Annotated in this window: 18 protein-coding genes; 9 read left to right on the plus strand and 9 right to left on the minus strand. The window is 69.5% G+C overall.

Annotation, left to right across the window (positions count from 1 at the left end; translation table 11 throughout):
• Positions 1–96: 96 nt before the first annotated feature.
• The gene (metH, locus tag ACIRP7_RS16410; protein WP_403659058.1) at positions 97–3,621 is read right to left on the minus strand and encodes a methionine synthase; all 3,525 of its coding nucleotides are present in this window, start codon (positions 3,619–3,621) and stop codon (positions 97–99) included.
• Positions 3,622–3,905: 284 nt separating this feature from the next.
• Between metH and ACIRP7_RS16415 the strand changes: the two genes are divergently transcribed.
• The 4 genes from ACIRP7_RS16415 (at position 3,906) to ACIRP7_RS16430 (ending at position 9,067) form a co-directional block, all read left to right on the plus strand.
• Positions 3,906–4,679, plus strand: a complete 774-nt coding sequence (locus ACIRP7_RS16415; protein WP_403659061.1) for an IclR family transcriptional regulator — start codon at positions 3,906–3,908, stop codon at positions 4,677–4,679.
• Positions 4,680–5,007: 328 nt separating this feature from the next.
• On the plus strand, positions 5,008–5,808 hold the full coding sequence (locus ACIRP7_RS16420) for an MIP/aquaporin family protein (protein ID WP_403659064.1): 801 nt from the start codon (positions 5,008–5,010) through the stop codon (positions 5,806–5,808).
• A gap of 48 nt (positions 5,809–5,856) precedes the next feature.
• A complete protein-coding gene (gene glpK, locus ACIRP7_RS16425) occupies positions 5,857–7,395 on the plus strand; it encodes a glycerol kinase GlpK (protein ID WP_403659067.1) in 1,539 nt (512 codons plus the stop codon).
• Positions 7,396–7,450: 55 nt separating this feature from the next.
• Positions 7,451–9,067 (plus strand): FAD-dependent oxidoreductase, encoded by a 1,617-nt coding sequence (locus ACIRP7_RS16430; protein WP_403659070.1) that lies wholly within the window; start codon positions 7,451–7,453, stop codon positions 9,065–9,067.
• A gap of 790 nt (positions 9,068–9,857) precedes the next feature.
• Here the strand turns inward: ACIRP7_RS16430 and ACIRP7_RS16435 are convergent.
• Both ACIRP7_RS16435 and ACIRP7_RS16440 read right to left on the minus strand, forming a co-directional pair.
• Positions 9,858–10,487 carry a hypothetical protein gene (locus tag ACIRP7_RS16435; RefSeq protein WP_403659073.1) on the minus strand — a complete coding sequence of 210 codons (630 nt, stop codon included), beginning with the start codon at positions 10,485–10,487 and terminating at the stop codon, positions 9,858–9,860.
• Between the two features lie 440 nt (positions 10,488–10,927).
• Positions 10,928–11,671 (minus strand): AraC family transcriptional regulator, encoded by a 744-nt coding sequence (locus tag ACIRP7_RS16440; RefSeq protein ID WP_403659076.1) that lies wholly within the window; start codon positions 11,669–11,671, stop codon positions 10,928–10,930.
• A 54-nt stretch (positions 11,672–11,725) separates the two neighbouring features.
• Here ACIRP7_RS16440 and ACIRP7_RS16445 point away from each other — a divergent pair, with 54 nt between their 5' ends.
• Entirely contained in the window at positions 11,726–12,940 is a 1,215-nt protein-coding gene (locus tag ACIRP7_RS16445) for an MFS transporter (RefSeq protein ID WP_403659581.1), read from the plus strand.
• A gap of 620 nt (positions 12,941–13,560) precedes the next feature.
• On the opposite strand, the gene ACIRP7_RS16450 is transcribed toward ACIRP7_RS16445, so the two are convergent.
• From ACIRP7_RS16450 to ACIRP7_RS16470, 5 genes are all read right to left on the minus strand, one after another.
• Complete coding sequence (locus ACIRP7_RS16450) at positions 13,561–13,743, minus strand: BTAD domain-containing putative transcriptional regulator (protein WP_403659079.1); 183 nt, start codon at positions 13,741–13,743, stop codon at positions 13,561–13,563.
• Between the two features lie 91 nt (positions 13,744–13,834).
• Entirely contained in the window at positions 13,835–15,007 is a 1,173-nt protein-coding gene (gene mtnK / locus ACIRP7_RS16455) for an S-methyl-5-thioribose kinase (RefSeq protein WP_403659082.1), read from the minus strand.
• Between the two features lie 8 nt (positions 15,008–15,015).
• Complete coding sequence (locus ACIRP7_RS16460; protein WP_403659085.1) at positions 15,016–16,062, minus strand: ABC transporter permease; 1,047 nt, start codon at positions 16,060–16,062, stop codon at positions 15,016–15,018.
• 25 nt (positions 16,063–16,087) lie between these two features.
• Positions 16,088–17,605: a sugar ABC transporter ATP-binding protein gene (locus tag ACIRP7_RS16465; RefSeq protein ID WP_403659088.1), complete on the minus strand. Its 1,518-nt coding sequence runs from the start codon at positions 17,603–17,605 to the stop codon at positions 16,088–16,090.
• Positions 17,592–18,689: a substrate-binding domain-containing protein gene (locus ACIRP7_RS16470; protein ID WP_403659091.1), complete on the minus strand. Its 1,098-nt coding sequence runs from the start codon at positions 18,687–18,689 to the stop codon at positions 17,592–17,594. The genes ACIRP7_RS16465 and ACIRP7_RS16470 overlap by 14 nt, the downstream gene beginning before the upstream one ends.
• Positions 18,690–19,206: 517 nt before the next feature.
• Here ACIRP7_RS16470 and ACIRP7_RS16475 point away from each other — a divergent pair.
• Genes ACIRP7_RS16475 through mtnB form a run of 3 tightly spaced genes read left to right on the plus strand, consistent with a single transcriptional unit; the run spans position 19,207 to position 21,127 of the window.
• Positions 19,207–19,806 (plus strand): 1,2-dihydroxy-3-keto-5-methylthiopentene dioxygenase, encoded by a 600-nt coding sequence (locus ACIRP7_RS16475; protein ID WP_403659094.1) that lies wholly within the window; start codon positions 19,207–19,209, stop codon positions 19,804–19,806.
• The gene (gene mtnC / locus ACIRP7_RS16480; RefSeq protein ID WP_403659097.1) at positions 19,803–20,522 is read left to right on the plus strand and encodes an acireductone synthase; all 720 of its coding nucleotides are present in this window, start codon (positions 19,803–19,805) and stop codon (positions 20,520–20,522) included. Before ACIRP7_RS16475 ends, mtnC begins: the two co-directional genes overlap by 4 nt.
• Positions 20,519–21,127, plus strand: a complete 609-nt coding sequence (gene mtnB, locus ACIRP7_RS16485; RefSeq protein ID WP_403659100.1) for a methylthioribulose 1-phosphate dehydratase — start codon at positions 20,519–20,521, stop codon at positions 21,125–21,127. Before mtnC ends, mtnB begins: the two co-directional genes overlap by 4 nt.
• Before the next feature lie 49 nt (positions 21,128–21,176).
• On the opposite strand, the gene mtnA is transcribed toward mtnB, so the two are convergent.
• On the minus strand, positions 21,177–22,208 hold the full coding sequence (gene mtnA, locus ACIRP7_RS16490) for an S-methyl-5-thioribose-1-phosphate isomerase (RefSeq protein ID WP_403659103.1): 1,032 nt from the start codon (positions 22,206–22,208) through the stop codon (positions 21,177–21,179).
• Positions 22,209–22,384: 176 nt separating this feature from the next.
• On the opposite strand from mtnA, the gene ACIRP7_RS16495 reads away from it, so the two are divergent.
• On the plus strand, positions 22,385–23,056 hold the full coding sequence (locus tag ACIRP7_RS16495; RefSeq protein WP_403659106.1) for a FadR/GntR family transcriptional regulator: 672 nt from the start codon (positions 22,385–22,387) through the stop codon (positions 23,054–23,056).
• Positions 23,057–23,213: the final 157 nt, after the last annotated feature.

Raw genomic sequence — 23,213 nt, forward strand, 5'->3', positions numbered from 1 at the left:
AGCAGGCCGGTTCCCACGAAAGGAACCGGCCTGCGGTGGACCGACCAGTGTACGACTTATCCGATCAGTGTGCTCGGTGAGCCGGATCTCGGCGGCTCAGCGGGCGTTGAAGTACTTCGCCTCCGGGTGGTGGATGACGATCGCGTCGGTGGACTGCTCGGGGTGGAGCTGGAACTCCTCGCTCAGCTGGACGCCGATGCGCTCGGGGCGGAGCAGGTCGGCGATCTTGGCGCGGTCCTCCAGGTTGGGGCAGGCGCCGTAGCCGAGGGAGAAGCGGGCGCCCCGGTACTTCAGGGCGAACATGTCCTCGACGTCGCTGGGGTCCTCGCCCGCGAAGCCGAGTTCGGAACGCACGCGTGCGTGCCAGTACTCGGCGAGCGCCTCTGCCAACTGGACGGACAGGCCGTGCAGTTCGAGGTAGTCGCGGTAGGCGTTGACCTCGAAGAGCTTGGCGGTCTGTTCGCCGATGCGCGAGCCGACGGTGACGACCTGGAGGCCGACCACGTCGGTCTCCCCCGACTCCTCGGGGCGGAAGAAGTCGGCGAGGCACAGCCGGCGACCGCGGCGCTGGCGCGGGAAGGTGAAGCGGGTGCGCTCGTTGCCCTCCTCGTCCAGGATGATCAGGTCGTCGTCCTTGGACACGCAGGGGAAGTAGCCGTAGACGACGGCGGCTTCGAGGAGGTTCTCGGTCTGGAGCCGGTCCAGCAGGCCGCGCAGCCGGGGCCGGCCCTCGGTCTCGACGAGTTCCTCGTACGTCGGTCCCTCGCCGGTGCGGGCCTGCTTGAGGCCCCACTGGCCCTTGAACAGGGCGCCCTCGTCGAGCCAGGAGGCGTACTCCTTGAGCTGGATGCCCTTGATGACGCGGGTGTCCCAGAACGGCGGGGTGGGCACCGGGTTGTCGGTGGCCACGTCGGAGCGGACATGCCCCTCCTCGGGCCGCTGCTCCTCCTCCACCTGTACGGCACCGGCGCGCACCCGGCGCTGCTTGAGCTCGGGCAGCTTGGCGCCGGGCACGCCCCGCTTGACGCCGATGAGGGCGTCCATGAGGCGCAGTCCCTCGAACGCGTCGCGGGCGTAGCGGACCTCGCCCTCGTAGATCTCGTGCAGGTCCTGTTCGACGTACGCCCGGGTCAGTGCGGCTCCGCCGAGGATGACCGGGAAGTCGGCGGCCATGCCGCGCTGGTTGAGCTCCTCCAGGTTCTCCTTCATGATCACGGTGGACTTGACCAGGAGGCCGGACATGCCGATGACGTCTGCGCGGTGCTCGGCGGCGGCGTCCAGGATCGCGGAGACCGGCTGCTTGATACCGAGGTTGACCACGTTGTAGCCGTTGTTGGACAGGATGATGTCGACGAGGTTCTTGCCGATGTCGTGGACGTCGCCGCGGACGGTGGCCAGCACGATGGTGCCCTTGCCGGCCTCGTCGCCCTCGACCTTCTCCATGTGCGGTTCGAGGTAGGCCACCGCGGTCTTCATGACCTCGGCGGACTGGAGGACGAACGGCAGCTGCATCTGGCCGGAGCCGAACAGTTCGCCGACGACCTTCATGCCGTCCAGGAGGGTGTCGTTGACGATGTCGAGGGCGGGGCGGGACTGGAGGGCCTCGTCGAGGTCGGCCTCCAGGCCGTTCTTCTCGCCGTCGATGATGCGGCGCTTGAGGCGCTCGTCCAGGGGCAGGGCGGCCAGTTCCTCGGCGCGGCCCGCCTTCAGGGACTTGGTGGTGGCGCCCTCGAACAGGGCCATCAGCTTCTGGAGGGGGTCGTAGCCCTCGGCGCGACGGTCGTAGATGAGGTCGAGGGCCGTCTGGACCTCTTCCTCGGTGAAGCGGGCGATCGGCAGGATCTTCGACGCGTGGACGATCGCCGAGTCCAGGCCCGCCTTCGTGCACTCGTCGAGGAAGACCGAGTTGAGCAGGACGCGGGCGGCCGGGTTGAGGCCGAAGGAGATGTTGGACAGGCCCAGCGTGGTCTGGACGTCCGGGTGGCGGCGCTTGAGCTCGCGGATCGCCTCGATGGTGGCGAGCCCGTCCTTGCGGGACTCCTCCTGACCGGTGCAGATGGTGAAGGTCAGGGTGTCGATGAGGATGTCCGACTCGTGGATGCCCCAGTTGCCGGTCAGGTCCTCGATGAGCCGTTCGGCGATGGCGACCTTGTGCTCGGGGGTGCGGGCCTGGCCCTCCTCGTCGATGGTCAGCGCGATCAGTGCGGCGCCGTGCTCCTGGGCGAGCTTGGTGACCTTCGCGAAGCGGGACTCGGGGCCGTCGCCGTCCTCGTAGTTGACGGAGTTGATGACCGCGCGGCCGCCGAGCTTCTCCAGGCCGGCCTCGATGACGGGGACTTCGGTGGAGTCCAGGACGATCGGCAGGGTGGAGGCGGTGGCGAAGCGGCCGGCGAGCTCCTTCATGTCGGCGACACCGTCACGGCCCACGTAGTCCACGCAGAGGTCCAGCATGTGGGCGCCCTCGCGGATCTGCTCGCGGGCCATCTCCACACAGTCGTCCCAGCGGGCCTCCAGCATGGCCTCGCGGAACTTCTTCGAGCCGTTGGCGTTGGTCCGCTCGCCGATCGCCAGGTAGGAGGTGTCCTGGCGGAAGGGGACCGTCTGGTAGAGGGAGGCGGCGCCGGGCTCGGGCTGCGGGTTGCGCTCCCCGGGCGTGAGGTCGCGGACCCGCTCGACGACCTGGCGCAGGTGTTCGGGGGTGGTGCCGCAGCAGCCGCCGATCAGGGAGAGGCCGTAGTCGCGGACGAAGGTCTCCTGGGCGTCGGCCAGGCCTTCGGGGTCGAGCGGGAAGTGCGCGCCGTCCTTGGTGAGGATCGGCAGGCCCGCGTTGGGCATGCACAGCAGGGGGATGCGGGAGTGCCGGGCGAGGTAGCGCAGGTGCTCGCTCATCTCGGCCGGGCCGGTCGAGCAGTTCAGGCCGATCATGTCGATGCCGAGCGGCTCCAGCGCCGTGAGCGCGGCGCCGATCTCGGAGCCGAGCAGCATCGTGCCGGTGGTCTCGAAGGCCATGGAGACCACCAGCGGGACATCGGCGCCGGTGGCCTCCAGGGCGCGGCGGGCGCCCAGCACGGAGGCCTTCGTCTGGAGCAGGTCCTGGGTGGTCTCGACGATCAGGGCGTCGGCGCCCCCGGCGAGCAGTCCCTCGACGTTGGCCTGGTAGCCGTCGCGGATCGTGGCGTAGTCGATGTGGCCGAGGGTGGGCAGCTTGGTGCCGGGGCCGACGGAACCCAGGACCCAGCGCGGGCGGCCGTCGCGGGCGGTGTACTCGTCGGCCGCCTCGCGGGCGATCCGGGCACCCGCCTCGGACAGTTCGTGCACACGGTCGGCGATGTCGTACTCCGACGCGGCCGTGTGGTTGGACCCGAAGGTGTTGGTCTCGACGCAGTCGACGCCCACCGCGAAGTACGCGTCGTGAACGGAGCGGACGATGTCCGGGCGGGTCACGTTGAGGATCTCGTTGCAGCCCTCGAGATTCTCGAAGTCCTCGAGGGTGGGGTCCTGGGCCTGCAGCATGGTGCCCATCGCTCCGTCGGCGACCACCACTCTGGTGGCGAGCGCCTCACGGAGCGCGGACACACGGGTCCGGCTGTCGGCGGAAGGGGTCAGTGGCGACGAGGCCATGAAGGGGCTCCCTCGGTTGCGACGGCTGTCGGCTTCACGGCGCCCGCGAGTCGTCCCACGCCGGCGCACCACGCCAGGGTAGCCGGGTCCCCGCGGCGATGGTCGGCACGTCCACGGGACGGACGAGGATGGCGGGCAGGTCACCAGCGTGTCGCCGGTGGCGGAACAGATGCCGACCGACCATTAGCGGGAGGTCGGCATCGACCGGTAGTGTTCGACATTGCCGAACAGCGGCAGCGACGCCGTAACACTCGGCTGTCGAAGGGGACGGAGGCAGAACGGCGATGGCACGGAACATCCAGTCGCTGGAACGGGCGGCCGCGATGCTGCGGCTCCTCGGGGGCGGCGAGCGGAGACTCGGCCTGTCGGACATCGCCTCGTCCCTGGGCCTCGCCAAGGGCACCGCGCACGGCATCCTGCGCACCCTCCAGCAGGAGGGGTTCGTGGAGCAGGACGAGGCCTCCGGGCGGTATCAGCTGGGCGCCGAGCTGCTGCGCCTGGGCACCACCTACCTGGACGTGCACGAACTGCGCGCGCGTGCGCTCGTGTGGACGGACGATCTGGCCCGCTCCAGCGGCGAGAGCGTCCATCTGGGCGTGCTGCACCAGCAGGGCGTGCTGATCGTGCACCACGTCTTCCGGCCCGACGACAGCCGGCAGGTGCTGGAGATCGGAGCCATGCAGCCCCTGCACTGCACGGCGCTCGGCAAGGTGCTCTCGGCCTACGACCCGGTGGCGCACAGCGAGGCGCTGGAGAGCGACCGCAAGGCGTTCACCGAACGGACCGTGTGCGACCTGGAGGATTTCGAGCAGATCCTCGACGTCACGCGCGCGCGTGGGTACGCGGCGGACGTCGAGGAGACCTGGGAGGGCGTCGCGTCCATCGCCGCACCCATTCACGACCGGCGGCGGATGCCGGTCGGCGCGGTCGGCATCACGGGCGCCGTGGAGCGGCTGTGCCGGCCCGACGAGGAGGGCGCGCTGCGTCCCGAGCTGATCGCGGCGGTGCGGGACTGCGCCCGCGCGGTCTCGCGGGACCTGGGCGCCGGGCGGTTCTGAGCACCGTAAAAGACCGCGAGAGGGCCGGTACGTCGGTGGCGTACCGGCCCTCTGCCGTACCTGACACAACGGCACAAACCGCCAGAACAAGATCGTTGACTCACAGTTATGAATAACGATCGTGTTTTCGACAACAGAACCCTTGACGTGCACGTAACCCCGGAGCAAGACTCCCGTCCATCGGTCGGCATTGTCGAACACCTACCGGCAATACGCGCTAGAGTGTGACAACGCCAAGGGCCGGCATCGCCCTCACCCCCGAGGGCAGCTCGAACCTCCGGAGGGACCCGGGGTTCGGTCCCCTGGACGAAGGACAAAGGAGTCGCGGGTGTCCAGCTCCGACATCTTCATCGGCGAGACCATCGGTACCGCCATACTCATCCTGCTCGGCGGTGGCGTGTGCGCCGCTGTCACGCTGAAGGCCTCCAAGGCCCGCAACGCCGGCTGGCTCGCCATCACCTTCGGGTGGGGTTTCGCCGTTCTGACGGCTGTATACACCTCGGCGCCGCTCTCGGGCGCCCACCTCAACCCGGCCGTGACGCTGGCGCTCGCGCTGAAGAAGGACGGCATCTCCTGGAGTGACGTCCCGATCTACTGGGGCGGTCAGCTGCTCGGCGCCATGATCGGCGCGGCGCTGGTCTGGATCGCCTACTACGGCCAGTTCCACGCGCACCTGACCGACAAGGAGATCGTCGGCGCTCCCGGCGCGCAGGCCACGACCGCCAAGGCCGTCGAGGCGCAGGAGAAGGGCGCCGGGCCGGTCCTGGGCATCTTCTCCACCGGCCCCGAGGTCCGGGTCGCCTGGCAGAACGTCGCCACGGAGGTCATCGGCACGATCGTGCTGGTGCTGGCCGTCCTCACGCAGGGTCTCAACGGCGACGGCAAGGGCCTGGGCACCCTGGGCGCCCTGATCACCGCGCTCGTGGTCGTCTCCATCGGTCTGTCCCTCGGTGGCCCGACCGGCTACGCGATCAACCCGGCCCGTGACCTCGGCCCGCGTATCGTGCACGCCCTCCTGCCCCTGCCCAACAAGGGCGGCTCCGACTGGAGCTACGCCTGGGTTCCGATCGTGGGTCCGCTGATCGGCGGTGCGATCGCCGCAGGCATCTACAACGTCGCTTTTGCCTAAAGCACCGGTAGAACGTCCCCTTCACCCACGGAACTCCAGGAGAACACAGTGACCGACGCCCACACCGCCGGCCCGTTCATCGCCGCCATCGACCAGGGCACCACGTCCAGCCGCTGCATCGTCTTCGACCGGGACGGCCGTATCGTCTCGGTCGACCAGAAGGAGCACGAGCAGATCTTCCCGAAGCCGGGCTGGGTCGAGCACAACGCCACCGAGATCTGGACCAACGTCGAGGAAGTCGTCGCCGGAGCCATCCAGAAGGCCGGCATCACCCGCGACGACATCAAGGCCATCGGCATCACCAACCAGCGCGAGACCACTCTCCTGTGGGACAAGAACACCGGTGAGCCCGTCCACAACGCCATCGTCTGGCAGGACACCCGCACCGACGCCCTGTGCCGGGAGCTCGGCCGCAACGTCGGCCAGGACCGCTTCCGCCGCGAGACCGGCCTGCCGCTGGCCTCCTACTTCGCCGGCCCCAAGGCCCGCTGGCTGCTCGACAACGTCGAGGGCCTGCGTGAGCGCGCCGAGCGCGGCGACATCCTCTTCGGCACCATGGACAGCTGGGTCATCTGGAACCTGACCGGTGGTGTCAACGGCGGCAAGCACTACACCGACGTCACCAACGCCTCGCGCACCATGCTGATGAACCTCCACACGCTGGAGTGGGACGAGAAGATCGCCGAGTCCATCGGCGTGCCGCTGTCGATGCTCCCGGAGATCCGCTCCTCGGCCGAGGTCTACGGCGAGGTCACCGGCGGCAAGCTCGGCGACATCCTCGGCGGCATCCCCGTCGCGTCGGCGCTCGGCGACCAGCAGGCGGCCCTGTTCGGCCAGACCTGTTTCGCCGAGGGCGAGGCCAAGTCGACGTACGGCACCGGCACCTTCATGCTGCTGAACACCGGCGAGAAGATCATCAACTCCTACTCGGGGCTGCTGACCACGGTCGGCTACCGGATCGGCAACGACAAGCCGGTCTACGCCCTGGAGGGCTCCATCGCCGTCACCGGTTCGCTGGTGCAGTGGATGCGCGACCAGATGGGCCTGATCTCCACCGCCGCCGAGATCGAGACGCTCGCGCTCTCCGTCGAGGACAACGGCGGCGCCTACTTCGTGCCGGCCTTCTCCGGCCTCTTCGCCCCATACTGGCGCTCCGACGCCCGCGGTGTGATCGCCGGTCTGACCCGGTACGTCACCAAGGCGCACCTGGCGCGTGCCGTCCTGGAGGCCACCGCCTGGCAGACCCGTGAGATCACCGACGCCATGACCAAGGACTCGGGCGTCGAGCTCGCGGCCCTCAAGGTCGACGGCGGCATGACCTCCAACAACCTGCTGATGCAGACCCTCTCGGACTTCCTGGACGCCCCCGTGGTGCGCCCGATGGTCGCCGAGACCACCTGCCTCGGCGCCGCCTACGCCGCCGGTCTCGCCGTCGGCTTCTGGACCAGCACCGACGACCTGCGCGCCAACTGGCGCCGGGCCGCCGAGTGGACCCCCCGCATGGACGCGGAAACCCGCGACCGTGAGTACAAGAGCTGGCTCAAGGCCGTCGAGCGGACCATGGGCTGGCTCGAGGACGAGAACTGACGAGAGAGCTCACAAAAGCTCATCTCGCCGTTCTGATGAGGAGTAAGAACCCCACATGACCAGTCAGTCCACCCTGCAGTCCGTGCCTGCCCTCGGTACGCGCCCGGCCTTCGGCTCCCTTCCGAGCCGCGCCGAGACCCGGGAGCAGCTCTCCAAGGCGTCGTACGACCTTCTCGTGATCGGCGGCGGCATCCTGGGCATCTCCACCGCCTGGCACGCCGCGCAGTCCGGCCTCAGGGTGGCACTGGTCGACGCCGGCGACTTCGCCGGCGCCACCTCCTCCGCCTCCTCCAAGCTGCTCCACGGCGGTCTGCGCTATCTGCAGACCGGCGCGGTGAAGCTGGTGGCGGAGAACCACTTCGAGCGCCGTGCGGTCTCCCGCCAGGTGGCACCTCACCTGGCGAACCCGCTCACCTTCTACCTCCCCGTGTACAAGGGCGGGCCGCACGGCGCCGCGAAGCTCGGGGCGGGCGTCTTCGCCTACTCCGCGCTCTCCGCGTTCGGGGACGGCGTCGGCCACCTCCTGTCCCCCGCCCGGGCGGCGCAGGACGTGCCCGAGCTGCGCACCGACAATCTCAAGGCCGTGGCCGTGTACGGCGACGACCAGATGAACGACGCGCGCATGGCGCTGATGACGGTCCGCGCGGCCGTCGAAGCCGGCGCGGTCGTGCTCAACCACGCCGAGGTGACCGGGCTCAGGTTCACCAAGGGCCGGGTGACCGGCGCGGATCTGCGCGACCGGCAGTCCGGTGACGAGTTCGGCGTGAACGCCCGGCTGGTGCTGAACGCGACCGGCCCGTGGGTGGATCACCTGCGCAAGATGGAGGACCCGAACGCGGCGCCGTCCATCCGCCTCTCCAAGGGCGCCCACCTGGTCCTGAAGCGGACCGCGCCGTGGCGGGCCGCCCTGGCGACCCCGATCGACAAGTACCGGATCACCTTCGCGCTGCCCTGGGAGGACATGCTCCTGCTCGGCACCACGGACGAGGAGTTCGAGGGCGACCCGGCGGACGTCACGGTCACGGAGAAGGACACCGCCCAGATACTCGACGAGGCCGCGTTCTCCGTGCGCGACCAGCAGCTCTCCCGTGACCTGATCACCTACTCGTTCGCGGGTCTGCGGGTGCTGCCGGGCGGTCCCGGTGACACGGCGAAGGCCAAGCGCGAGACCGTGGTGACGGAGGGCCGTGGCGGCATGCTGTCCGTCGCGGGCGGCAAGTGGACGACCTTCCGGCACATCGGCCGTACGGTCATGCAGAAGCTGGAGGCGCTGCCGGGCGCTCCGCTCGGTGACGGCTATGAGCCCATCTCCTCCCTGCCGAAGCGGCTCCCGCTGCCGGGTGTCGCCAACCCGCGCGCGGTCGCGCACCGCCTGCTGGTGGACAACCCGGCGCCGGGCCCGCGCATGGCCGCCGACACGGCCAGGCACCTGGCGACCCACTACGGCTCCCTCGCCTTCGACATCGCGCGCCTCGCGAACGAGAACCCCGAGCTGGGCGAGCGCGTCCACCCGGACGCCCCGGAGATCTGGGCGCAGGTCGTGTACGCACGGGACAACGAGTGGGCCGAGACGCCGGACGACGTGCTGCGCCGCCGTACGACGCTGACGATCCGGGGTCTGGCCACGGACGAGGTCCGCGCGAAGGTCCAGGACCTGCTCGACAAGCAATAGCCCCGGGTCCGGTCCCTCCCCGACCTGGACCGGCATCCCGAGAACGGCCCCTCTCCTCCCCTGGAGGGGCCGGCAGGCGAAAGGGGGCGGCTCCCTGCCGAGGGAGCCGCCCCCTTTCGCCTGCCGTGGCGCCCACATCGGTGACGTGCCGGATGTGCCGGGCGCCGACACCGCAACCCCGATGGTGACGTCAGAACGGCCCGGGGCTGTTCCCTCCGCGCCCCTTCCGGGTTGGGCGGTGTCGAGTTCGGTATGCGCCATCGAGGCGACCGTGCGGAGGGCGGAGGCCGCCGCGTACTCCAGCCAGGTCCTGGCCTCCTCGTCTCCGGATCGTCTGAGCGACATGCGAGGTTGTAGGCGGCCGTCAGTGCGTAGACGGCGTGCCCGGTCTTGATGGCCTGGCGGTACAGCTCGTCTACAGAGACCGTTCGGGGGGGTCGGGGCGGTGGCAGCCGCAGTGGGTCTAGCGACTTGGTTGCGGATCCGACTCCGCGGGATGCACGCCCTGTGTGGTGAGGTTGTCGGCGTCCTGGGGTGGATGGTCATGGGTCTCGGCGTCGGCGGCTGGCCAGTTGCCCGGGGCCTTGAGCCGGGGTAACCACGCCGGCCACCGCCGTCCCGCTCGCGGCCCGGAGGCCACCTCCTCTGTCTCCGCGGGCGACGATGGGTTTGTTCTGCTGCTCCAGAAGAATCCGGTCTACCTGGTTCTACCGACGCTGCTCCATTCCGGCCGGGAACAACGACGGCGCCCTCCCGGGGACGGGGGGCGCCGTGGTGGTGCGCGACAAGCTCAGTACAGCTTGTTCACCGCCGTGACGGTTGTGGCCTTGAAGTCGGCCACCTGGGCGTGCTGGAAGGTGCCCATCTGGCCCCACCGGACGACCGTCACGGTGGCGCCGTCGCGGCCGACCGAGAAGAGGCCGATGTCGGAGGATCCCCAGGCGGAGGCTGTGTGGATGCCGTAGACGTCGGCGCCCTCCTCGACGTTCAGTCGGCCGTAGTACTTCTGCGTCGCCGTGATGTCCGGGTCCTGCTGCATCAGCTTCTTCGCGCAGCTGGCCAGGTCCTTGCGCAACAGCGCCGCGAAGTCCTTCGCCCACTGTTCGCTGCGCCCTTCGACCGTGAGCTGCTGAGCGTTCGTGTCGTACTCCGTCCAGTACTCCCGGTGCCAGGTGGTGGACGGCAGCGCGTCGCCCACGCACATCGGCAGCGGGTCGGGCTGGCCGGCCGTGACCGCTCCGGCGTACCACGGCGAGGACGGGTGGGGCGGCAGGTCGGCCGGCTCCACGAACCGGGGTGTGTCGGAGGCCGGCGTGGCGGCGGCGGCCGGGACAGCGGCTGCGGCGACACCGGCCACGGCCGCCAGCGCGGCCACAGTGGTACGGATGCCTCGGGTACGGATCTGCATGGTCTCCCCCATTGGTTCCCCCGTCGAATGCGCGGGCTTGTGCCCTTGCCCCCCGTACGACCCACCACCACCCGTGACGGTTGCCCTGTACGTCCGCTACGGATCCGTCCCGATTGTCACCGTCCTGCCACCGGGTTCGAGGATGGCATTCACCACCACCGCGGGCCGGGGCACGACCCTCGGCCGTGGCGAGCCCCAGCCCCTTCCCGATCGAGAGCCCGTCTTCGATCATCGCCCCTCCTGGGTCGTACCGCGTCACCACCGTCCGCCACGTCCACGACGACCAGCACCGAAAGCCCGGAAAACACCGTGCTGACAAGGGGGTTGGCATCTATCACAAGATCATGATCAAGGACGGCTACCCGGCGTCACCACCGACTACGTGTCAGAGCCGCTCGTTTGGCAGACCCGCCCCGGTAGTAGCGGGACGCCGACCGGGTCGCTGTGCCTGGTCAGGTTCTTGGGTGAGTGCCTGGTGTGTGGCCGAAGGTGCGGCGGAAGGCGTCGATGAAGGCGCTGGTGGACGACCAGCCGCACAGGTGTGCAACTGTGGTCACGGGCGTGTTGTCGGCCAGCAGGACCAGTGCGTGGTGCAGCCGTAGTTGGGTGCGCCATTGCGGGAAGGTCATGCCGAGTTCGCTGCGGAACAGCCGGGAGAGGGTACGGTCGCTCGCTCCGATCTGACGGCCCAGGTCGGCGAGGGTGCGGCTGTCGGCCGGGTGGGCGCGCAGGATGTCGCACAGTGTCTGCAGCAGGGGGGCGGTGGGGGTGGGCAAGTGCAGGGGCTGCTGGGGGGAGGCGCGCAGCTGGTCGAGCAATACTGCGCGCAGGCGGGCTCGTTCGGGGCTGTGGTCGTCCTCGGTGCGTGTGTAGGTGACGATCAGTTCGCGCAGCAGGGGACCCACTGTGAGTACGGTCGGTGTAGTCAGGGCGAGTGGGTTCTCGGCTGCGGGCAGCCCCACAAGATGTAGTTCGAGCTCGCCGTGGGCCTGGTGGGCGTGGACGGTTCCGGCCGGTACCCAGATGGCGCGGGTGCCCGGGGCGACCCAGGACCCTGCGCTGGTGGTGACGGCCAGTACGCCGCGGCCGGCGTAGACGATCTGGTGGTCGTCGTGGCGGTGGGCGTCTATCGCGGCGCCGGGCGCCAGCCACTGGGTGCGGGTCGGTGCTACCGGCTCATGGCGGATGTTCGTCATTGTCTGGCAGTTTATCGGAAGTGCGACACCCTGCCTGGCGTCGACCATGAGGGGGTGCGAAGAAAAGCATCCATCACTTTGCTGTCCATCGGGCACGCCTGCGTCGACGTCTACCAGGGCGCGGTAGCGTCCTTGGTGCCGTTCTTCGTCGTCGAGCGCGCCTACAGCTATGCCGCTGTCTCGGGCATCGTCCTCGCCGCCTCCCTCCTGTCATCAGTGGTGCAGCCGGCCTTCGGCGTCCTCACCGACCGCTGGGCGATGCCCTGGCTACTGCCGGCCAGCACGCTGCTGGGTGGTCTGGGCATCGCGCTGAGCGGGGTGAACGGCTCCTACGCGCTGACACTCGCGTTCGTGGCGGTGTCCGGGGTGGGCGTTGCTGCCTATCACCCCGAGTCCGCACGGGTCGCCCGGCTCGCCAGCAGAGGCAACCACAGCGGGATGGGCTGGTTCTCACTGGGCGGCAACCTCGGCTTCGCGGCGGCCCCACTCGTGGTCGCCGCTGTTGTCACCACCGGGGGGCTGCGCCTGACGCCGCTGCTGGTGCTGCCAGCGCTCGTGGGTGCCGCGCTGTGCCTGCCCGTGCTGCGCGCGCTGGAGCAGCAGAAGTCCGCCGGGGCCGGTGCGGCCGTATGGGCCGGGGCCGACGACACAGCATCGTTCGTGAAACTGTCCCTGGCCGTGGTGTGTCGCTCGATCGTCTTCATCGGCCTGAGCACCTTCATCTCGCTGTACGCCAAGGAACGCATGGGCGGCAGCACGGCGGCGGGCACCGCGGCGCTGTTCGTGCTCTACCTCGGCGGCGCGGTGGGTTCCGTACTGGGCGGCGCGCTGGCCAATCGCTGGGACCGGGTCACCGTGGCCCGCTGGTCGTACCTGCTCACGGCCGGATCGGTCGCAGGCGTGGTGTTCATTCCCGGTCCGGCCCTGTACCTGTTCGTGGCGCTGACCTCGGCCGGCCTGTACGTCCCATTCTCGCTGCAGGTCACGCTCGGCCAGGACTACCTGCCCTCGCGCGTCGGCACCGCCAGCGGAATCACGCTCGGCCTGACCGTCAGCATCGGCGGCCTGGCAAGTCCCCTCATCGGCAGTCTCGCCGACGCGACATCCCTGCAAACCGCCCTGGCACCACTCGTCCTCATGCCGGCACTGAGCTGGCTGTTCTTCCGCACCCTTCTCGAACCCGTCATTCCGCAGCCTGGGGCTGCGGCACATCTGAAGGGAGACGACACCGATGCCGCGCTCTCTCACGCCCGGCCCGACCACGACTGACCACCCGCAGCACCGAAAGCCCTCGGCGCAGCCGGGATGAGCAGGCGCCGGATCTTGAGACTCAGGAAGTCTGCCCGCTGCAGGAGTGGGGCTGTACCGCCTCTCTGAGCCAGCCGGCCTGGAACTTGCTGTCCAGCCACTCGACATCCGACGGCGAGATCGAATACTGCCAGTACAGTTGCAACGCCATCGTGGTGCTCTCCCGAGGGGGACTGGTCGCGTTCACCAGTCCCCGCTCGCCTGGCCTGCCCAGAAGGCCTGAGAACGAGTGATCAAGTGGAGCCAACGGGAGGCGATCGCCTTGGTACCCGTACAACGCCGTTGCGCGTGGTCGTACTGATTTCTACGGCTGCCGCAATCAGACACTCATCGTGCACGCCCATAAGGGTCACAAACTTGTGGACATCCGGCCATCCTCTCAGTAGGGATACGCACGACAGAATTCCGTACTCTCCTGCCGAACCGACCGAGTTATCTTTGGCGATGTAACATATGGAGATTCGGAAATGGCCTACTTGGAGGTTTCCATCGCTTTGGTCGATTAAGTTCGATTCTACCGCCGAGCAAGCAGTAGCTTGGCGGTAGAATTGATGTGATGCATTCAACCAGTCGTCTGGTGTTTATCCTGCGGCCAGTGGCAAGTATTCAGTAGTGCGTGAGTCCAGAATTTTCAGCTGGAGCTGCTGCAGCGGATGGCCGGGGTCGATGCCGATCTCATCGACCAACCGGGTCCGCAACCTGCCAATCACCTCAAGTGCTTGGGCCCGGCGTCCGTTGAGGGCCAGAGCACGCATGACCGTCATCACCGCGGCTCACGAACTTGCCGACAGCGACGTCTATATCGACCTGCAGCCCAGCCTCGGATTCGTCGTCGGACACACGACCGCAGAGCGTTCAGACGAGTGACGCCACGAGATCGCGTACGGCGCCCGGCGACGTCAACTCAGCGCGGCGCACGATGAGTTCGCGACCGAGCAGCAGTGCTCGCCGGGATGCCGGGACCTGGTCCGGGAGCGTTGTGAGGTCGGTGAGGTGGGCGAAGCCGATGATGCGGCGGATGATTTCCGTGCCCGCGTAGCCGAGGGACTCCGTCCAGACCCTCCTCAGGAAGCGGTCCAGGTAGGCGTCGTCGAAGAACCTGTCCACCCGGGTCGGCCACAGGCGGCGGAACTCCGTCTCGAACGCCTCCCAGGACAGCCGGAGTTGGTCGGCGTGGTCCGTAAGGCCGCCCAGCGCGCGGGCCCGTTCCTCCGAGACCAGGGCGTTGGCCCAGTACAGGCCGAGATCGAAGCCGATGGGCCCCACGAAGGAGAACTCGGGGTCGAAGACCCGGACGACCTGGGCCCCTTCACGGTCGCCGACCATGATGCTGCCGGTGTGCAGGTCCCCGTGGAGGAGGGCCTGGGCGCTGGTCATGAACAGGTGCCTGAGCTCGGCCACCTCCGTGCGGAGCGTCGCGTCCGCGCGGAAGGCGGCCGCCAGGTCGTCCACGCCCTCGTGCCAGTGGTTGTGTTCGTGCTCGATGTACGGTTCCGACAGCACCACGTCTTCCGTGATCTTGCAGAGCTCGGGGCTCACCGAGGCCGCGATCAGCGCCTTGCGTTCGGCGGAGGGCATGCCGAAGTCACTGGTGGCGAAGGAGAGCCGGGCCACCAGTTCGCCGACGCGGGCCGAGGTGTGGGGGCCGTACGACGCTCCCTCGTTCAGGAGGGTGCGCAGGACCTCCAGGTCCGACATGTCCTCCATGACGAGCGCGTAGTTCTCGCTGTCGTAGCCGTGGATCGCCGGGATCTCGTCGGGGGCGACCTTCGCGATCTGCTCGTAGGCGCGGGCCTCGGCGTCGGCACGGTCCGGGTTCATCGGCCAGGACGGGCCCGCCACGCGCACCCAGGGCAGGGCCTGCTTCACGGCGAGGCTGCGGCTGCCGTCGGCCGAGGAAGCGAGGAAGACCCGGTTCATGTTGCCGTCGGAGACCTCCCGTACGGCGATGTCGCCCAGGTCGTCCCAGTGGCCGCGTTCGCGCAGGTACGCCGGGATGTCGTCGGTCTCCAGGATGCGGTAGCCCATGTGTCTCCTCAAGACGTACGGCGCTTGGACAGGGTGAAGCTGAAGACCAGGGCGAGGATGAGGACCGCGCCCTCGACGACGTCCTGGGTGTAGTACGGCAGGCCCTTGATGGTCAGGCCGGTGGTGATGATGCCGATGAGCACCGCGCCGAGGGCCGTGCCCCAGACGTTCGGGCGGCCCCGGCCGAGGACCGACGTGCCGACCAGCGCCACGGCCACCGCCTCCAGGAGCTGGGAGGTTCCCGCGGAGACGTCGCCCTGGCCGATGCGGGAGGCGAGGATCAGGCCGCCGATGGAGGCGAGGACGCCGGAGACGACGTAGGCCAGTGCCCGGTACGCGCCGACGCGGATGCCGGCCAGGCGGGAGGCCTCCGGGTTGGCGCCGATCGCGTAGAGCACCCGGCCCCAGCGGGTGCGGGCGAGGAACACCCAGGCGGCGACCGTCAGTCCGCCGAAGATGAGGACCGAGACGGGAATGCCGAGCACGGTGCCGCGGTCGATGCGCAGGAAGCCGGCGGTGAACTTGCCGGGGGCCGTGGTGCCGTCGTCCAGGGTCATCCCCGGGGTGATGGACTGTCCGTCGACCAGGATCAGCTTGCCGCCCTGGATGACGAACATGGTGCCGAGGGTGGCGAGCATGTCGGGGATCTTCAGTACGACGATGAGCAGGGCGTTGAGCAGGCCCGCGAGGGCGCCCGCCACGAGGACCGCGGTGATCGCGACCGCGCCGACCTGGTTCTGGACGACCATGGTCTGGGCGGCGACCGAGACGCCGAGGCCCGCGACCGCGCCGACGGACATGTCCATTCCGCCGACGGCCATGGTGAGGGTGACGCCGAGGCCGAGGATCGCGGCGACGGAGACGTACCGGAGGGTGTCGAGGAGGGTCGCCGACTCGCGGAAGGAGCCCTCGCTCAGCGCGAAGTACAGGAACAGCGCGACCGTGACGAAGATGAAGCCGTACTTGATGACGGCGTTCTGGACGCGTACGGCGGTGCTGTCGGCGGGCGGGAGCTCCGCCTTCGTGGGGACTTCCGTGCTCTGGGTGGTGGTCATGGCGTAGTTCCTCAGGGAGCCGGGGTCACACGGACGCGGAGATGGTCTGGATGACGCGGTCGCGTTCCGCGTCCTCGCCGTACGCGTCGAGGTGGATCTCACCGGCGGCGAGCACGACGACCCGGTCGGCGATCTCCAGGACCTCGTCGACGTCCGCGGACAGGACGAGCACGGCGGCGCCCTCGGCGGCGAGGGTGCGGGCCCGGCGGCCGATGTCACGCCGGGCACCGATGTCCACGCCTCGGAACGGCTCGTCCAGGATGAGGACACGGGGTGTCTCGGCGAGCCAGCGGCCGACGACGACCTTCTGCTGGTTGCCGCCGGACAGCTCCTCCACGGTGCTGTGCTCGTCGCGGGCGACCACGCCGAGGGCCTCGATGGTGTGGCGGCCGAGGGCGTCCTCCTTGCCCGTGTTCACCAGCCCCGTCCTGGACAGCGACTTCAGGAACGGCAGCGAGATGTTCTGGGCCAGGGACCAGCCGGGGACGAGCGCGTCGGCGTGCCGGTCCTCGGGGACGAGGTGGACGCGCTTGCGGATCGCGTCGGAGGGCCTCTTCGGCGCGTACGGTGTGCCGTCCAGGTGCATGGACCCGGCCGCGAAGGGCTCGGCGCCGAAAAGGCCGCGGGCCAGCTCGGTCTTGCCGGCGCCCAACAGGCCCACGACTCCGGTGACCTCGCCGGTGCGCAGTTCGAGGTCGAGCGAACGGCCCTCGAAGAGCTGTACGCCGCGCAGCGAGAGGGCGACACCGCCTTCTGCGCCTTCCCGCACCGGCCGTGCCGTCGTCGCCTCGTGGGCCTGCGCCAGCATCGCTCGCAGGGCGCTGTCCCAGTCGAAGGGCTTGGCCTGGTCCTCGGTGAGACGGCCGTCCCGCAGGACGACCAGACGGTCGGCGAGAGCGTCGATCTCGCCGAGGCGGTGGGAGACGTAGAGGACCGCGATGCCGTCGTCGCGCATCTTCTCCACGAGCGCGAAGAGGCGTTCGGCCTCGGTGGCGGACAGGGCCGAGGTGGGTTCGTCGAGGATCAGCAGCCGGGGGCGGGTGGCCAGGGCGCGGGCGAGGATCAGCAACTGGCGGTCGGATATGCCGAGTTCGCTCACATCGCGGCGCAGCACCGAGTCGCTCCAGCCGAGATCGAGGCCCGCCTGGATCTCGCGGGCCCGCGCGAGGACACGGCGCCTGTTCAGGAACGGGTTGCCGCGCGCCTGTGCCAGCTCCTCGAAGACCAGGTTCTCGGCGACCGTGAGGCCCGGCACGATGCCCTCGCCGATGCGCTGGTGCACGGTCTGGATGCCCAACTGGCGGGCGGCGAGCGGGGACCGCAGAGCCGCGGGCTCGCCGGCCACCCGCACCTGGCCCCCGTGGTCCGTGTGCACCCCCGAAAGGATCTTGATCAGCGTGGACTTGCCGGCGCCGTTCGCGCCGAGCAGCGCGGTCACGCTGCCCGGGGCGATGTCGAGGGTGACGGAGGCGAGGACGGTCTTGCCGCCGAACGCCATGCTGACGTCGGTGAGGGCGACAGCGGGAGCCTCAGTGGGCGACATTCGAGATCCAGTCGGCGGTCGACACCTGCGACAGGTTCAGCGCGGGCAGCGCCTCACGCAGCTGGTCCATGTTCTCGATCTTCTTCTCGCGCAGGAAGTCCTGGGTGATGGCGACGGCCGGGAACTCCACCGAGCTCTTGCCCAGTTGACCGGCCAGCTCCAGGGCGGTCGTGCGGACGACGGCGGCGCCGACCGCGGACGGGTCGGTGCCCGCCGTGGCGACCCACGGGCTGTCGGCGGCGGTCATCTGCTGGATGTCGGCGTTGGAGACGTCCGCGCCGAAGACCTTCACCTTGTCCTGGAGCTTCTTGTTCTGCACCGCGAGGACCGTGCCCTTGGCCAGCTCGTCGTAGGGGGCGAAGACGCCGGTCACGTCCGAGTGCTGGGTGAGCGCGGCCGAGACCAGGGGAACGTTGTCGGTGGCCGTGGAGTCGGTGACCTTGCCTACCTTGAACTGCTGCTTCCAGCCCTGCGCGGCGACTTCCTTGGCCCAGACGGTGTTCCGCTTGTCGAGGGCGGCATAGCCGGCGACGTTGACGTAGCCGACCTTGGCGTTCTTGCCGAGGTCCTTGGACATCACGTCGAGGACGGCCTGCGCCATGCTGGCGTCGTCCTGCTCGGTGCTCACCACGCCCTTGGTGGGGGTCTCGACGTCGTAGACGACGACCTTGATGCCCTTCTTGACGGCCTTGTCGATCTCCGGCTGGATCGTGGCCGGGAAGCCGTGGTCGATGATGATCGCCTTGGCGCCGGAGTTGATCGCCGAGGACAGGTCGGTGGCCTGCTTGGCGTTGTCGGCCTGGGCGTCGTACACGGTCAGGTCGATGCCGAGGGCCTTGGCCTGGGCCTTGGCGCCGTTGCCCCACTGCTCGAAGTAGTCGCCGGCGCCGCTCTGCCGGACCAGGGCCACCTTGACCGCGCCCGCACTGAACGGGGCGGGCTTCTTGCCGGTGGCGGCCGAGGCGGAGGCGGTGGTGTCGCCGGTGTTCTTCGACGCGTCCGTGGACTGCGAGCAGCCCGAGAGCACGAGGGCGGAGACGGACGCGAGGGATAGCGCGGCGAGGGGCAGACGGGTACGGGACATGAGGGGCTCCAGGTACGGGGTGAGGAAGACAGAGGGAGTGCGTGTCCCGGAGCGAGCGAAAGAAATGCGCCACTGATGTCAGGGGTGGCGGGGGCGCGCGAGGGCTCCGGGAGGGGTCAGCGACAGCTGGCTGTGGTCGACCGGAGCAAGTCCACGTACAGCCGCCGCACGAGCAGCAGCGTCTTCATACGCAGATCATGAGAACGTTTTCAGCCACACGTCAAAGATATGGAACCGCTTTCTCAGCAGGTGAGACAACGACTACGTCACACCGGAGCGCCTGCCTGCCCGGAGTTACCATCGCAGAACCGGCACCCGACCCGGCACAGTGAGGCTCCGATGACGACACCTGGCGCGAAAGCGACGTGTATGCCCGGCATGCACCGCTGTCCCGGCGCGTCATGTCGCGGCTGACCCACCGCCGCCGACCGTCCTCCGCCGTCCCTCTTCCTCCCCCTTCCGTCCGGTGCTCGTCTCAGTATCCGGACTTTCCTTCCAGAAGCCTGGAGTTGCTCCCATGACGCTGCTGACCACCTGGTCCGAGTCCGGCCCCGAGACCCTGGTCCGCCGCACCTCGGACCCCGTCGAGATCGCCGAGGCGCTCAAGCCGATCGGTGTGCGCTACGAGCAGTGGCCGGTCCGCGAGGACGTCCCGTCCGACGCCGACAGCGAGACGGTCTTCGCCGCCTACGGCCCCGAGATCGACAAGCTGAACGCCGAGGAGGGCTTCACCACCGTCGACGTCCTCGGTCTGCACCCGAGCGACGACCCGGAGTTCCCCGCGAAGGCCAAGGCGGCCCGCGAGAAGTTCCTCCAGGAGCACACCCACGACGACGATGACGAGGTCCGCTTCTTCGTCTCCGGCTCCGGCATCTTCTACCTGCACGTGAACGGCGAGGTGCACGCGGTCCTCTGCGAGAAGGGCGACCTCCTCGGCGTGCCGCGCGGCACCACGCACTGGTTCGACATGGGCACCCGTCCGTCGTTCACCGCGATCCGCTTCTTCCACGAGGAGGACGGCTGGGTCGGCACCTTCACCGGCTCCCCCATCGCCTCCCGCTTCCCGGACTACGACACCATCGCGGCCGGTTACGAGGCCGACAGGACCGCCGCATGACGTTGCACTACGACGTCGACGCCGTGGTGCTCGACATCGAAGGCACCACGAGCGCCACGGGGTTCGTCGTCGACGTGCTGTACCCGTACTCCCGCTCGCGGTTCGCCGCGCTGCTCACCGAGCGGTCCGGGGACCCCGAGGTGGCACGGGCCGTCGCTCAGGTCCGCGAGGAGATCGGCGAACCGGACGCCGACGCTGTCCGCGTCGAGAAGGCGCTCAACGCGTGGCTCGACGAGGACCGCAAGGCGACCCCGCTCAAGACCCTCCAGGGCATCGTCTGGTCCGAGGGCTTCGCCCGCGGCGACCTCGTCTCGCACTTCTACGACGACGTCGTACCGCGGTTGCGCACCTGGCACGCCGCGGGCGTACGGCTCCACGTGTACTCGTCGGGGTCGGTCGCCGCGCAGCGGGCGTGGTTCACCCACAGCCCGGAGGGCGACCTCACCCCGCTGGTCTCCGGGCTCTACGACACGGAGAACGCCGGGCCCAAGCAGGAGGCGGAGTCGTACCGCCGGATCGCCTCGGCGACCGGCGTCGCGCCGGGCCGCCTGCTGTTCCTCTCCGACCGGCCCGGCGAGCTGGACGCGGCCCGCGAGGCGGGCTGGCATGCCGTCGGGATCCGTCGGCCCGGGGAGCCGTACTTCGAACAGGGCGTCGGCGACCACGCCGTGGCGGGGACGTTCGACGAGATCACCGTTTCAAGGAGCACTTCGTGACCGCCGACATCAGCGCACTCGACCTGGAGGAGGCGGGGGCGGTCCTCGCCGCCGAGTCCGCCCGTTTCGCCTCCTTCGGCTGGATGCGCGGGACGTCCGGGAACCTGTCCGTGGTGCTCTCCCGTGAGCCGCTGCGGCTCGCCGTCACCGCCAGCGGGCACGACAAGGGTGAACTGACGCCCGCGGACGTGGTGCTGGTCGACGGTCAGGGGGCCGCGGTGCAGGGCGGGAAGCCGTCCGCCGAGGCCGAGCTGCACGCGCGCGTCGCGGCGCTCACCGGGGCCGGTGCCGTGGTCCACGTACACACCGTCGCCTCGGTGGCCATGGGCAGGCGGAAGCCGGGCGGCATCGTTTTCAGCGACCTGGAGATGCTCAAGGGCGTCGGCCAGAGCGCACACGACGTCGAGGTGACCCTGCCGGTCATCGCCAACAGCCAGGACATGAAGGTGCTCGGGGACCGTCTGGAGGCGGCGCGGGACCCCCGGATGCCGGCGGTGGTCGTGGCCGGGCACGGGCTGTACGTGTGGGGTGCGGATCCCCGGCAGGCCCGTCATCACACCGAAGTGGTGGAGTGGCTGCTGGAGTTGGAGCTGACGGGCCGCTGAGACGGCGGAAGGGATCCCCGGTTCCGGGGATCCCCGCTGTTTCGGGCGGCTACTTCAGCCGGTCGCCCGGGAGTTCGCCCGCCGAGACCTCCAGCACGCCCCGCTCGGTCACCAGACCGGTCACCAGGCGCCCCGGTGTCACGTCGAAGGCCGGATTGTGGCCGCGGGACCGCGCCGGAGCCGTCCGCACACCGCCCCACTCCAGCACCTCGGACTCGGCGCGCAGTTCTATGTGGATGTCGTCGCCGCTCTTGGTGGCGAGGTCGACCGTCGTGGTCGGTGCCGCCACCAGGAACGGGATGCCCGCGTCGGCGCAGGCGAGGGCGAGGGCCACCGTGCCCACCTTGTTCGCCGTGTCGCCGTTGGCCGCGATGCGGTCCGCCCCGACGATCGCCGCGTCGACCTCGCCGCGCAGGATCGTTCCTGCGGCGGCCCCGTCGGCCTGGACGTAGTGCGGGATGCCCTCCTGGACCAGCTCCCAGGCGGTGAGCCGGGACCCCTGGAGCAGGGGACGCGTCTCGTCGGCGTAGACGACCTCCAGGCGCCCGCGCGCGTGGAGTTCACGGATGACGCCGAGGGCCGTGCCCCACCCGGCCGTCGCCAGCGCACCGGTGTTGCAGTGCGTCAGGATCCGCAACGGGCGGTCCCGGCCGACCCGTTCGAGCAGCCAGTCCGCACCGAACGTGCCCATCGCCCGGTTCGCCGAGACGTCCTCGCGCTGGACCGCCTCGGCCTCCTGCAGCACCGCGTCGAGCCCCTCCTCGAAGCGGGTCATCACCCGGTCCACGCACACCATGAGATTGACGGCGGTCGGGCGGGCCTCCCGGACCCGGGCGACGGCCGCACGCACCTCGGCCTGCGACCACCCCTCCCGCTCCCCCTCGATCAGAGCCAGCGCGACGCCGTAGGCCCCGGCCGCCCCGATGGCCGGGGCGCCCCGCACGACGAGGCGCTGGATCGCGTCGACCAGAGTGTCCACATCGCGGACCACCCTCGTCTCGGTACGATGCGGGAGCAGCGTCTGGTCGATGAGCGCGAGGCCGGATCCTGTCCATTCGACAGCACGCAGTTCCTGGGGCATTTCGGGGCACTCCTGATATTGCGGTGAGTCTCGCCACCGTACATGGCCTGGGGGAACGACCCGGTCGGCGGTCCGCTCCGACTATGGGTCTGGACGCGCCCCGTCCTGTGGGGACCTCATAATGAGCTGATACATCCGACGTCTCAGCGCACCACGGGGCGAGAAGGAGGCCGCACATGGCTGTCACCGACGAGGCGATCGAGAAGATCAAGGGCATGATCGTCTCCGGCGCGCTGCGCCCCGGCGACCGGCTCCCCAAGGAGAGCGAGCTCGCCTCCGAGCTGGGGCTGTCCCGCAACTCGCTGCGCGAGGCCGTACGGGCGCTGTCACTGATCCGCATCCTGGACGTGCGCCAGGGCGACGGCACCTACGTGACCAGCCTGGACCCGCAGCTCCTGCTGGAGGCGCTGAGCTTCGTCGTGGACTTCCACCGCGACGACACGGTCCTGGAGTTCCTGGCCGTGCGCCGCATCCTGGAGCCGGCCGCCACCGCGATGGCCGCCTCCCGGATCAGCGAGCAGCAACTGGACGCGCTGGCCGCACAGTTGGACAAGCTGGGCGACAGCCCGTCGGTGGAGGAACTGGTCGCCTGCGATCTCGACTTCCATCGCGGGATCGTGCAGAGCTCCGGCAACTCCGTGCTCTGCTCCCTCCTTGACGGCCTGTCCGGGCCCACCACCCGGGCCCGCATCTGGCGCGGCCTGACCCAGGAGGACGCGGTCAGCCGCACGCTGCACGAGCACCGCGCGATCCTGGCGGCCCTGCGGGACCGGGACGGCGAGGCGGCCCGCTCCTGGGCGACGGTCCACATCGCGAGCGTCGAACAATGGCTGCGCTCCACGCTGTGAGCCGCTCCGGGGACGGCCTGCCCGAAGGGCGGGGTGTTCGGGGGTGGCGAACGGGGCAGTGATCGTTCACTCCCCCGTGCAAGGGGGCTGCGGGCGCCCCCGCCGGACGCCGTAAGGTTGGTGCGTTAGGCGAGGGCACGTCGGAAGGAGGCGCTGG

Source organism: Streptomyces sp. NPDC102270 (genome assembly GCF_044766405.1).
Classification (GTDB): domain Bacteria; phylum Actinomycetota; class Actinomycetes; order Streptomycetales; family Streptomycetaceae; genus Streptomyces.